This is a genomic window from Modestobacter sp. DSM 44400, assembly GCF_900107175.1.
Taxonomy (GTDB): Bacteria; Actinomycetota; Actinomycetes; order Mycobacteriales; family Geodermatophilaceae; genus Modestobacter.
Genome location: NZ_FNOZ01000016.1, coordinates 49,778 through 61,441, shown reverse-complemented (window position 1 = coordinate 61,441; position 11,664 = coordinate 49,778). Strand labels below are relative to the sequence as shown.

9 protein-coding genes are annotated in these 11,664 nt (G+C 73.9%); 3 read left to right on the top strand and 6 right to left on the bottom strand.

What is annotated here, in order from left to right; translation table 11 throughout:
- Positions 1–127: 127 nt before the first annotated feature.
- Together BLW04_RS28385 and BLW04_RS28380 are read left to right on the top strand one after the other, a co-directional pair.
- The gene (locus BLW04_RS28385; protein ID WP_091540916.1) at positions 128–943 is read left to right on the top strand and encodes a PilZ domain-containing protein; all 816 of its coding nucleotides are present in this window, start codon (positions 128–130) and stop codon (positions 941–943) included.
- Positions 940–2,130 carry a glycoside hydrolase family 26 protein gene (locus tag BLW04_RS28380; RefSeq protein ID WP_091541015.1) on the top strand — a complete coding sequence of 397 codons (1,191 nt, stop codon included), beginning with the start codon at positions 940–942 and terminating at the stop codon, positions 2,128–2,130. Before BLW04_RS28385 ends, BLW04_RS28380 begins: the two co-directional genes overlap by 4 nt.
- A gap of 15 nt (positions 2,131–2,145) precedes the next feature.
- On the opposite strand, the gene BLW04_RS12065 is transcribed toward BLW04_RS28380, so the two are convergent.
- Genes BLW04_RS12065 through BLW04_RS12045 form a run of 5 tightly spaced genes read right to left on the bottom strand, consistent with a single transcriptional unit; the run spans position 2,146 to position 8,950 of the window.
- The gene (locus BLW04_RS12065) at positions 2,146–3,453 is read right to left on the bottom strand and encodes a YibE/F family protein (RefSeq protein WP_254781415.1); all 1,308 of its coding nucleotides are present in this window, start codon (positions 3,451–3,453) and stop codon (positions 2,146–2,148) included.
- A gap of 9 nt (positions 3,454–3,462) precedes the next feature.
- Entirely contained in the window at positions 3,463–4,437 is a 975-nt protein-coding gene (locus tag BLW04_RS12060; RefSeq protein WP_091540913.1) for a DUF2332 domain-containing protein, read from the bottom strand.
- Entirely contained in the window at positions 4,434–5,696 is a 1,263-nt protein-coding gene (locus tag BLW04_RS12055) for a M20 metallopeptidase family protein (protein ID WP_217631009.1), read from the bottom strand. The genes BLW04_RS12060 and BLW04_RS12055 overlap by 4 nt, the downstream gene beginning before the upstream one ends.
- 47 nt (positions 5,697–5,743) lie before the next feature.
- Positions 5,744–6,865 carry an amidohydrolase family protein gene (locus BLW04_RS12050; RefSeq protein WP_091540910.1) on the bottom strand — a complete coding sequence of 374 codons (1,122 nt, stop codon included), beginning with the start codon at positions 6,863–6,865 and terminating at the stop codon, positions 5,744–5,746.
- Positions 6,866–6,907: 42 nt separating this feature from the next.
- A complete protein-coding gene (locus BLW04_RS12045) occupies positions 6,908–8,950 on the bottom strand; it encodes a TPM domain-containing protein (RefSeq protein ID WP_091540907.1) in 2,043 nt (680 codons plus the stop codon).
- A 90-nt stretch (positions 8,951–9,040) separates the two neighbouring features.
- Here BLW04_RS12045 and BLW04_RS12040 point away from each other — a divergent pair, with 90 nt between their 5' ends.
- Positions 9,041–10,018: a YihY/virulence factor BrkB family protein gene (locus tag BLW04_RS12040; RefSeq protein ID WP_091540903.1), complete on the top strand. Its 978-nt coding sequence runs from the start codon at positions 9,041–9,043 to the stop codon at positions 10,016–10,018.
- Positions 10,019–10,043: 25 nt separating this feature from the next.
- Here BLW04_RS12040 and BLW04_RS12035 read toward each other — a convergent pair whose 3' ends face one another.
- Positions 10,044–11,594 carry an APC family permease gene (locus BLW04_RS12035; protein WP_091540900.1) on the bottom strand — a complete coding sequence of 517 codons (1,551 nt, stop codon included), beginning with the start codon at positions 11,592–11,594 and terminating at the stop codon, positions 10,044–10,046.
- Positions 11,595–11,664 lie beyond the last annotated feature (70 nt).

Genomic DNA, 11,664 nt, shown 5'->3' with positions numbered 1-11,664 from the left:
GACAACCCGCTGACCAGCCGCGGTCTGACCTGGCGGCAGCGGCTGAGCTACGGCTACTCGCTGTCGGCCTGGTTCGACTCCTGGCGCACCCTGGCGCACCCTGGCGCTGGCGCTGCTTCCGGTTACGGTGCTGGCCACCGGCCTGTTCCCGGTCACCTCCTCCCCCCGGGACTTCCTGCTCTTCGCCGGCTCGGCGTTCGTGCTGCAGCAGATGACCATCACACTGCTGGGCCGGGGCTTCGCCCGGGCGGATTTCTCCCTGCTGTTCGACATGGTGCGCATGCCGTCGAACCTGGCCGCGACACTCACGCTGTTCCGGTCCGGAACGGGCACCTTCGCCGTCACGGCCAAGGGGCGCACCGGGGATGCGCGGGTCCGGGCCCGGGTACCGCGGGTGCTGCTGCTGCTGGCCGTGGTGCTCACCGGTGCGGCCGGCTACGCGGCGCTCACCCTGGCCGGGGTGGTGCCCGGCCACGCGCAGCTGCGCGGGACCATGCTGGTCCCCCTCATGTGGCTGCTGGTCACCGTCGGCTTCGCCTGGACGGCGATCGCCCGGATCCGCAGCACCCGGTTCAGCTCCGAGCGCTGGGAGGGCCACCGCTTCCCGGTCACGTTCCCCGCCACCCTGGACGGTCTGCCAGGTCAGCTCCTCGACGTCTCGCTGGGCGGCGCCCAGGTGCGCCTGCCCGGCAGCGGGGAGGGGTTGGCACCCGGCTCGGACACCCTGCTCGCGATGTGGGTTCCCGACCGCACCGAGCCGATCATCATGCAGGTCACCGTCCGGTCGAAGCAGGACGACCGGCACCGGGTGCAGTTCCTGGAACGGGACTGGCGTGCGCTGGCCGCACTGTCGGCCACCACCATGGGCGTGGGCGCCCTTCGCTGGGCCGAGGCGATCGGGGCCGAGCAGTCCGTGACCGCCCCCGAGATGCAGCCGGCATGAGGACAGGACTGGCCGGGCTGGCCGCCGTGGCCGCCACAACCCTCGTGTCGCTCAGCGCCTGCGCAACCGGCGGTGCCGGGGGCACCGCGGCGTCCCCGCGCTGCGTCCCGGTGCCGTCGGCGGACCTCGCGCCCGCCGACGGGGTGTTGATCGGGGCCAACATCGACTGGGGTCAGGAGACGCTGGCCGAGTACGCGGAGCGGCTCGGGCAACAGCCGGCGGTGGCGGTGGCCTTCACTGGCTTCCCACTGACCGGGGACGACGGACAGAACCTGGACGCAGCCGTCGGGCAGGTCGCCACCGGCGGCGGCCTCCTGCTGCTCACCCTGGAGCCGACGCAGGGCCTGGTCGCCGTGACCGAGGGCGTCGCCACCGCGCTCGCCCGTCGGCTGGACGGCTACAACCGTCAGGGGGTTCCGGTGGTCGTGCGCTTCGCCCACGAGATGAACGGCTCCTGGTACGCCTGGGGACAGCAGCCGACCGCCTACGTCACCGCCTTCCGGCGGGTGGCAGCGGCCCTGCACTCCGGGGCGCCGGGCTCGGCCACGATGTGGGCGCCGAACTACGGCGGTGGCTACCCCTTCACCGGCGGCGAGTTCTTGGCCGGGACCCGAAGCCAGGCGGCCGCGGTGCTGGACACCGATGGGGACGGGGTCGTCACCGGGGCGGATGACCCCTACGCCCCCTATTGGCCGGGCGACGACGCGGTGGACTGGGTCGGGATGTCCCTCTACCACTGGGGAGACACCTACCCGTGGGGTGAGAACGAGGTGCCCGAGCCCGGCAAGTTCGTCGCCCAGCTGACCGGTGAGTACCTCGGCCTGGGCGGCGACGACCGGTCCGTCCCGGACTTCTACGGCACCTACGCCGAGAAGCACGGCAAGCCGCTGGCCATCCCGGAGACGGCTGCCCTGTACGCCCCCGGCGAGGGCGGCGCCGACGAGCTGTCGGTCAAGCGCGGGTGGTGGCACCAGGTCTTCGATCCGCGGCTCCACGAGCTGCTGCCCCGACTGGCGATGATCAACTGGTTCGAGTGGGACAAGGAGGAAACGGAGACCGGCGGTCGGATCGACTGGACGGCCGTCTCCAGCCCGTCGGTCCGCGGGGCATACCGTGCCGACCTACCGGGCTGGGCCCGGTGGGCCCCCGACGTCCCGGCGTGCGGAACGCCGGCCGGGACCGGCTGAGCCGCCGGATCCGGGTCAGTCCCGGCGCGGTCGATCCGGCAGCGCGTCCCGTGGTTCAGCCCTGCGTTCCCGGGCGGGTGCCGGCACCGGTGGGGTTCCAGCGGCCGGTGGCGCGGTCGCTGCCCTGGCGGCGATCAGCGCGCCCACCACCGTGGTCAACGGGACGGCGAGCACGAGCGCGATGGCGCCGACCAGGGTGCGGATGACCTCCTCACCGACCTGCATGCCGGTGAGGACCGTCCAGAACGGCCGCTGGTAGATCTCGAACAGCAGGAGCAGCGGCAGTGCGGCCCCGGCGTAGGCGAAGACGATCGTGTAGATCGTGGAGGCGATGTGGTCCCGGCCGATCGCCATGCCCCGGCCGAACAGCTCCCGCCAGCTCATCCCCGGCGACACCTCGTGCAGCTGCCACACCGCGGAGGCCTGGGTGATGGTGACGTCGTTGAGGACGCCGAGTCCGGCCACGGCCATGCCGGCCAGTACGAGGCCGGTGAAGTCCAGCGTCGGGTCGTACTGCTGCAGCTGCAGCGTGGCCTCGCTGGCGAAGCCGGTCAGCCGGGCGGCAGCCACCGCGACCGAGCCCAGCACCGCGGTGAGGGCCAGCCCGGCCAGGGTGCCGAGCAACGCGGTCGTCGTCCGGGCGGAGAAGCCGTGCGCCAGGTAGAGGACGACGAACATGATCGCCGAGGAGCCGACCAGGGTGACCCACATCGGTGACCCGCCGGCCAGCAGCGCGGGCAGCATGAAGGTCAGCAGGACGAGGAAGGCGAAGCCCAGCCCGACGATCGCCAGCACACCGCGCAGCCGGGCGACCAGGGCCACGACCAGCACGAACGCGAGGGCCAGCACGACGATCGGGGTGCCGCGGGCGAAGTCCTGGAACTGGTAGGTCGGCCCGCCGCCGTCGACGCCCGGGTCGCGGTCGAGCACCAGCTCGTCGCCGACCTCGACGTCCATCGCGACGACCTCGGGCGGCAGCTCGACCTGGACGTAGTCGCCCTCGCCCTCCCCCTCGCCGACGACGAGCACCGCGACCGCGCAGGTGAGGTCCTGTCCGCCGGACGTCGCCTGGCCGCACTGCTGGCTCTCCAGGGACATCACCGTGGCCGTCGGGTACGTCGTTCCGGGCGGGTAGAACGAGTCGGCCGCCTGCTGGGCGGCGCTCTGCTCGCCACTGGGCCACAGCACGACCAGCCCGACGACGGTGGCCAGGCCGATCGGGACGAGCACCAAGAGCATGAGCTGCACCGCCCGCCGGCGGCGACCCAGCGCGGCCGCGTCCGGCGGGGCGTCGGCGTCGGATCCGTGGGAGTGGGCCGTCACCCGGTCAGGCTAGGTGGCCGCCAGCCAGTCCAGCCGCCCGCCGTGCGGAGCGGTGCGCGCGACCGGCTCGCCGTCCAGGGCGAGGACCAGCTGCGCACGGTCGCCCGGTGCCGGGGCCGGCAGCCGGTCGCGGACGGCGGGGAGCACGCCGAGGCCCTCCTGGGAGATCCAGCGCACCGGCAGCCCACCGACCAGCGCGATGAAGGCGGCCTTGTCGTCATCGCTGAGGTAGGCCAGCACGGCGGTGTGGAAGACCACGGTGGTGCTGGCGGCCGGTGCGGCAGCGACCGCGACAGGCAGCTGGTCGAGCAGGTGCCCGGTGAACATCGTGGCCGGTTCCGCGGCCGCGAGGTCGAGGGCGGCGTCCAGCCGGGACCGCCGCTCGGGGTGGCCGGGCCAGATCAGCGCGTGGAGCCAGGCCCGATCGTCAGGGTCGGCGGGGTCGAGCGGGTTCAGGTCGACGCCCATGCGCGCCACGACCTTCGGGACCCGCGCCGGCACCGGCACCGGGCCGCTGAGTTCGCAGCTCAGCGTGACCGGGCTCGGCCCGCCGACCAGGTGGCCGCCGTAGTCGTAGGCGTAGCGGTCGGGGTACAGGCACAGGCCGGCCGAGGCGCCGACCTCGATCAGCGTCAGAGGCTCGGAAAAGCCGGCCAGCAGCGGCAGCAGGGCGGCGCACCGGGCCGGTTCGTTGGTCTGCGTCGCGTGGGTGAGCATCGTGGTCCGCACCCGGTCGGCGTCCTCGAGCACCCAATTGCGCAGTTCGGGGTAGCTCGTCGCCGTCCCGTGCAGGTACTGCAGCGCCGCCAGCAGCAGGTTCGGCTGCTGCTTGCCGGCCGGCAGGTCGGCGAGGAAGGCGAGCACGTCGGCGTCCGCGGCGATGCTCGCCGCGAAGGCCTCGTACAGCGGGGAGACGCCCGCGGCCTCGACCTGGGCGAACCAACGGTAGCGGTCGGCGATCTCTGCGACCGGCCGGGTGGTCATGCGTCCTCCCCGGGTGGCAACGGCACCGGCCCGAGCAGTTCGGCGCCGGCCAGGTAGCCGGCCAGCAGGGCGTCGGCGACCCGGCCGACGACGTGGTCGCCGGGCAGGAAGCGCGGCGAGTGCAGACCGGGGCGGCGCCCGTCGGCGCCCTCGTCACCGCCGGCGACGCCCAGGAAGAGCATCAGGGACCGGTGCGCGGAGCTGAAGTGGGAGAAGTCATCGGCGCCGAAGGATCGGAACGTGTCGTCCACCGGGACGCCGCTGCGGCCCAGCCAGGTAACCGCCGCCCGTGCCAGCTCCGGGTCGTTGGCCAGCACCGGCTCGTTGCTCTCGGTGTGCACGGTGGCGGTGCAGCCGTACGCGGCGGCGGTGTGCTCGGCTGCGTCGGCGAGCGCCCGGAGCAACCTCGTCCGGTCCTCCTCGCGCATCACCCGCAGGCCGCCGCGGGCGCGGGCGGTGTCCGGGACGACGTTGAAGGCTGACCCGGCGTCGAGCTGGGTGACCGCCAGGACGGCGCCCACGGTCGGGTCGATGCGCCGGCTGACCAGCTGCTGCAGGTTGACCACCAGGGCGCAGAGGGCGAGCACCGGGTCGACGGTGGTGTGCGGGTAGCCGCCGTGCCCGCCGGAGCCGACAACGGTGATCGTGAACTCGTCGGTGGCGGCGTTGACCGGGCCGGGGGTGGCGTTGACCACGCCGGCGGGGAGCTCCGGTTGGACGTGGACGGCGATGATCGGGCCGACGCCTTCCTCGGTGAGCGCGCCGGAGTCGGCGACGTCCCGGGCGCCGGAGGGGGCCTGCTCCTCGCGCGGCTGGAGGACGGCGAGCAGCGGTGCCGGCCCGCCGACCCGGGCGACGGCGCGGCCGACGGCGACCAGGCCGGCCAGGTGGGCGTCGTGTCCGCAGGCGTGCATGACGCCGTTCGTCGCCGCCCACGGCACACCGGTCTGCTCGTGGACCGCCAGCCCGTCGAGCTCGGCACGCAGGGCCACGCTGGGTCCCGCACCGCCCCGGATCCGCACCAGCCGGCCGGTCCCGGCGACGGTGCGCCCCTTCCCCACGCCGAGGGCCGCGACGACGGCCGCCGCGGTGTCCTCCTCGGAGCCGGACAGCCGCGGGTCGGCGTGCAGCTGGTGCCGCAGCTCGACGGCCGCGGGCAGCTCCGCGTGGACCGCGGCGGACAGCCGCTCGTACCAGGCCAGCAGCTCGGGTGGGGGTTCTCCCGTGAGCAGGGGGGCGGGGGTCTCGACGGCGGGCACCGGGCCATCTTCGCCGGGGCGGGTCCGGGCGTGGAACGGGGACCCGGTCAGCCGAGCCGGTAGGCGCGCCGGGCGTTGCCCGCGCCGATCATCTCCGCCACCCGCGCCGCGTCGGCCGCCGTCCACGCGTCGTCGGCGACCCCCTCGGCCAGCAACCGGCCCAGCCCGCGGCGGAACAGCACCGTGCCGAGCAGGTACAGCTCCGCCAGGCCGAAGGCGTCGGAGGAGAACAGCACCTTGCCGAACGGGGCGAGTTCCAGCAGCTCGGCGAGGATCGCCGGGGCGCGGGAGCCGAGATTGTGGGTGGCCAGCCCGACGTCGACGAAGACGTGCCCGAACACCTGGGCCAGGAAGCCGGCGTGCCGGTGGAACGGGTAGTTGTGCAGCAACAGCATCGGGACGCCGGCCGGCTCGGTGGCCCGCAGCAGGTCGGTGAGTAGCAGCGGGTCGCAGCGGTGCAGGTCGACGTCGGCGTCGCCGTAGCCGACGTGGAACTGCACGGGCATCCGCAGGTCGATGCCGGACCAGACCAGGAAGCGGTGCAGCACCGGATCGGCCACCCGGAGCGGGCCGCCGGAGGTGAGCAGCCGGTCTGCGGCGGCGGTCACCTCGGCGTCGGTCGGGCGGGTGCCCTCCAGCTCCAGCCCCACCCGATAGGCGGCGATCGACTTCACCCCGGCCGCCCCGGCGCAGCGCCGGGCGAGCTGCGCGCGGAACTGCGCGGCGAAGCCGGCCGCGCCGGAGGAGGCCAGCACGTCCTGGGCAACGGCCTCGAGCCGGACGATCTCCCGGGCGGTACCGCCGGTCAGCGCCGCGAGTTCGTTCGGAGTGGTGATCGGCTCGGGCAGATAGCCGGTGTCGAGCAGGAACGTCTGCGTGCCCGTCGCGGCCATCAGCCGGCGGTTGACCTCGTCCGCGCCGAGTTCGGCCCGCCGGGCCAGGTAGTCATCGGCCGGGGCGTGCGCCGGCAGGTCGAGCACCGGGGCGCACCACCGGCGGACGGCGAAGCCGATCTGCGAGTCGAACAGCGACCCGCCCAGCGCGCTCGGCCCGGCGGCCTCGGTGAGCATCGCCTCGAACTCGGGCCGGTCGAGGTCGCGGCGCACCAGGCCGTGACAGTGGTGGTCGACCAGCGGCAGGGCAGCGAGATCGGGATCCAGATCACTCACGCCTGACAGTCTGTCGGTTCGGGACGACGCCTGCGCCCCCGGTCAGAAGCTGCCGCCGCCGCCGTCCCCGCCGCCGCCGAAGTCACCGCCGCCGCCGAAGTCGCCGCCGCCGCCGAAGTCGCCGCCGCCGCCGCCGCCGAAACCGCCGCCGAAGCCACCGCCCAGCCCGCCCAGGATCATGCCGCCGAGCAGCCCACCGGCCAGACCGCCGCCGAAGCCACCGCCGCCGTAGCCGCGCCGGTACCCGCCGCCGTAGCCACCCCCGTAGCCGCCGCCGTAGCCGCCGCCGTTCTGGTAGTCGAACACGTCCTGCTCGGCGGTCTGGAGGGCCTGCTGGGCGAGCGTGTCGGCGCGCTGGGCGCTGCGCAGAGCCGCAAGCGGGTCGGCCTTGCCCGTCCGCAGCGCGCTGTCCAGGTGCCGCTCGGCCTCGGCCAGCCGGGTGCGTGCGGCACTGCCCACCGCGCCGCGACGGGTGGCGATGAAGTCCCCAGCCGCCGTCACCGAGCCGACCGCAGCCTGCACGGCCTGCTGGAAGTGGGCGCCGGCCCGCGCCTGCTGCTGCCGGTCGTCCCGGGCCGGCTCGAGCGCCGCCTCCAGCGCCAGGTCGGCCTCGTCGAGCTGACGGACGACGGCCAGCGGGTCCGCAGGCGTCCCCGAGCCCGCGCGCAGCGCGGCTGTGCAGCTGGCGAGAGCGCTCTCGGCGCGGGCCAACTGCTCCTGCAGCCCGGGGGTGTCGACGCCGCGGTGCAGCAGCGTGCGCGCCTCGGCGATGTCCTTCTCGGTCTCGGCGCGGACCGCTTCGAACCGTGGCCCGACGTCCTGGAGGTCGCCGGCGAGCCGGCCGACCGCGTCGAGCAGCGTCCGGCTCTGCGCCAGCGCGTCCTCGGCGGCGCGGATCGCCGGAACGGCACCGGCCGACCGGCCGGCGTCGAGCTCGGCCTGTCCGTGGCTGACGAACTGCTCGGCCAGGTCCAGTCGGGACCGGGCCTCGGTCACGTTGTCGGCGACCGCCGACCACGCCGTCCGGGCGTAGCGCTGCTGGAGGTCGGCCAGGGTCCGCTCCACCGCCGGGACCCGGGCCCGGAGCGCCTCGGCTGCCGGGCCGAGCTCAGCCAGTGCCTGGGGGGCGTTCTGCTCCAGCCCCCGCAACCGCGCGTAGGCCTCGGCCTGGCTGCGCAGCCGCGCGTCGGCGGCGGCGGTCAGCTGGAGGAGTTCGGTGAGCATCCGGCGCTGGGTCGGCTCGTCTTCGGGGATGTCGTCGTCCAGCTCCTGCCGGATGGCGAAAGCCCGGGACAGCTCGGTCTTCGACTGGTCCAGCGCCTCTCCGAACCCGGCGACCGGCTCGTCGCCGTACTGCGTGCGGGCGTAGGTCAGGTCCAGCTCGGATGTCTTCACCGCCTCGTCGAGGGCCAGCAGTTCCTCGCTCGCCCGGAAGGTCAGCTGCTCGGTCGACGTCCCGTTGTGCGGGTCGCGGGCGGCAGCCTCGGCGGCGGCCTGCTCGTCGGCGGCGCGGGCCGAGGCGGCGGTCGCCTTCTTGCGGTTCCGGTTGCGGACCAGCACGTACCCACCGCCACCGACGACCGCGACCCCGGCGATGACCGCAAGGGCGCCGGCTCCGCCGCTGCCAGGCTGCAGTCCCTCGGCCAGCGCCACGGCCGCCCCGGCCCAGTCGTCCTCGGCCAGGCGAGGCTCCACGTCGGACACGATGAGCTCGTCGACCTGGTCCCCGGTGAGCCGGAAGTCCTGCTCCCAGTGGCCGTAGTTCCGGGTGCCGGTCGCCACCGCGAACAGCACGTCGCCGGCGCCCATCCCGCGCAGCTGGAACGACTGCTTGGCCCAGTCGGCGGGGGACAGCCCGTCGAAGGAGTCGACGTAGACGACGTACAGCTGGGTGCCGTCGTCGTCGCGGAGCGCATCGAGGGCGGCCTGCACCGTGTCCTGCTCACCGCCGTCAAGAACTCCGACCTGGTCGGTGATCTGGTCGGTCGGCGCGAACGGGGCGACGGCGAGTGCCGGGCCGGCGCCCACGAGGACGGCGAGCAGGCCGGCGGCCAGCGCGAGGAGCAGCCGAAAGAGGAGACGCATGAGCCCATCGTCCCCCATCGGGCGCAGCGGCCGCTCCGTCCCGGACGTCCTGCCGTGGTGGGCAACCCGCGAACGTGGTGCACTCCGCCCGTGTCCCTCGCCGACAAGCTGGACCGGCTCCAGCGTCGACACCCGGTCGCCGGGTTTCCGATCGCGGTCGTCTACAAGTACATCGACGACTCCGGTCCGTACCTGGCCGCACTGATCACCTACTACGCGTTCGTATCGCTCTTCCCACTCCTGCTGCTGTCCTCGACGATCCTCAGCACGGTCCTGGCCGGGAACCCGGGGTTGCAGGCGCGCCTGATCGACTCCGCGCTCAGCCAGTTCCCGGTGGTGGGAGAACAGCTGGGCACACCCGAGCAGCTCAACGGGGGCGTCGCCGGCGTCGTAATCGGCGTCCTCGGTTCCCTCTACGGCGGACTCGGCGTCGCCCAGGCCGTCCAGTACGCGATGAACACCGCCTGGTCGGTGCCGCGCAACAGCCGGCCCAACCCGTTCCTGGCCCGGGGCCGGAGCCTGTTGCTCCTCGGCACGGCCGGGCTGGCGGTCATCGGCACCACCGCCCTGTCCACCCTCGGCTCGGGCAACGCCGGGTCCCTCGGCATGGCGCTGCGGGTACTCGTCCTCGTGCTCTCGATCGCGGTCAACGCGATCGTGTTCGTCTTCGCGTTCCGGCTCGCCACCGCCCGGCATCTCACCCTGCGCCAGGTCGCCCCCGGGGCGCTGATCGCCGCCGTCCTGTGGCAGCTGCTGCAGACCTTCGGGGTGGGCTACGTCAGCTACGTGGTCGGCAACGCCAGCGCCAGCAACGGGGTGTTCGCCCTGGTGCTCGGGTTGCTGGCATTCCTCTACCTCGCCGCGGTGGCCGGGGTCCTCTGCGTGGAGATCAACGTGGTGCGCGTGGACCAGCTCTATCCGCGGGCCCTGCTGACCCCGTTCACCGACGACGTCCATCTCACCCCCGGCGACCGGCGGAGCTACACCGACCAGGCCAAGGCGCAGCGCAGCAAGGGGTTCGAGCAGGTGCACGTCACCTTCGAGCCGACCGACCGCGAAGCGCCCTGACCCGCCACCGCCCTGGCCCGCCGGCTCAGCGGCTGTCGACCGCCTCCAGGCCGCCCAGCTCCGCCGCGGTCAGCGCCGCACCGGCCCGCTGCGCCAGCGCCGGGGCGGCCAGCACGGCGACCACGCCGACCAGCAGCCACAGCCCCGCCACGATCGGGAACCAGAACGCCGGGCCGTCGGCGTACGCCGGGTAGGGGGCGACGTTGCGCCCGATCGTGTAGCCCAGGACGACGAGGGCCAGCACCGGGATGACGACCTGCCACCTCGGCACCGCCAGCTTCCGCTGCACGAACACCAGCCGGATCGCCCCGACCGTGGTGAGCAGGTAGGCCACCAGCAGGATCAGCGTGCCGATGGTGCCCGACCACAGAAAGGTGTCGAAGGCCTCGGCGTCGAAGAATACCGCGCAGACCAGCTGGACCAGCGCCATCGCGGCGGTGACGACGATGGCGGCGAGCGCCGGCGTGCCCGCCGCGGTGGTGGCGGCCAGCCCGCTCGCCCGGCCCGGGTTCCGTGCGGTGTCCCGGGCGAAGGCGAAGGTCAGCCGGGCGGCGCCGACGACGCAGGCCAGGCAGCTGCCGAACGCGCTGATCGCCGCGCCCAGCGTGATGACGTCGCCGACCCAGCCGGCGATGTAGCTGCTGCCCAGGTCACCGAGCAGCGACGGCGAGGCGATGAACGACTGAACGCCGGCCTCGTCGGTGCCGAAGGCCATCATCTCGATGGCCGTGACGACCACGAAGTAGACGCCGCCGAAGACCGCCGTCCCGAGGATCGCCCGCGGGATGTCCCGGCGCGGGTTGCGTGCCTCCTCCCCCAGCGTCGCCGCGGCCTCGAAGCCGGCGAAGGACAGGAACCCGAACACCACGCCCAGGAATACCGCGGAGGTCTCGGTGCCCGGCGGCACGGTGAACACCGACAGGTCCAACCCGGCGTCCGGGGACGGCGCACCGGCCGGCACGCTGCCCGAGACCAGGCGCACCAGCACGATCGCGCTGACGACCAGGATCAGCAGCACGGTGAGGCCCTCGACGGTGAGCAGCACCGTCGTCCCGCGCTTCGCCGGCGCGATGGTGAGCGCCAGCGCACCGAGCAGCGCGACCCCGGCCAGCAGGAACGGCGCCCACGACGGCGGATTGGGCCAGATACCGACGGCCTGCAGGAACGCGGTGCCGAAGATGCCGGTCGCGCTGGAGGTCACCACGCCGTAGAAGACGTAGGTGCCGAGCAGCCCGAAGCCCGACGCCAGTCCGGTCCGAGGGCCCAGGGTCGCGCCCACGAAGGCGTACACCGAGCCGGCGTGCTGGAAGTACTGGCAGAGCCGGACGAAGCCGTAGGCCACCAGCAGGACGCCGATCGCGGCCAGCAGGAACGCCAGTGGCACGGCGCGGCCGACCGTCCCGGCGGTCCCCTGCGGATTGATGTTGGCCGCCATGCTGGGCGCCATCAGCGCCACCGACAGGCCCACCGCCTGCCACACCGACAGGGTGCGGCGCAGCCCGCCGGGCCCCGGCAGTCCACCGGCCTCGGCGGTTCCCGGCCCGGCGTCGTCCGGACGTGGGGTGGTGATGGCCATGGGACCTCCTTGACGTCGTTGCTGCGCTCAACGGCCACAGCGCGCAGGAAGTGTGCCCCGATCAGGCGGC

Excerpts from the sequence above, each read along its gene's own strand:
- BLW04_RS28380 (WP_091541015.1), top strand. The coding sequence starts at position 940 with ATGAGGACAGGACTGGCCGGGCTGGCCGCCGTGGCCGCCACAACCCTC.
- BLW04_RS12060 (WP_091540913.1), bottom strand. The coding sequence starts at position 4,437 with ATGACCACCCGGCCGGTCGCAGAGATCGCCGACCGCTACCGTTGGTTC.
- BLW04_RS12045 (WP_091540907.1), bottom strand. The coding sequence starts at position 8,950 with ATGCGTCTCCTCTTTCGGCTGCTCCTCGCGCTGGCCGCCGGCCTGCTC.
- BLW04_RS12035 (WP_091540900.1), bottom strand. The coding sequence starts at position 11,594 with ATGGCCATCACCACCCCACGTCCGGACGACGCCGGGCCGGGAACCGCC.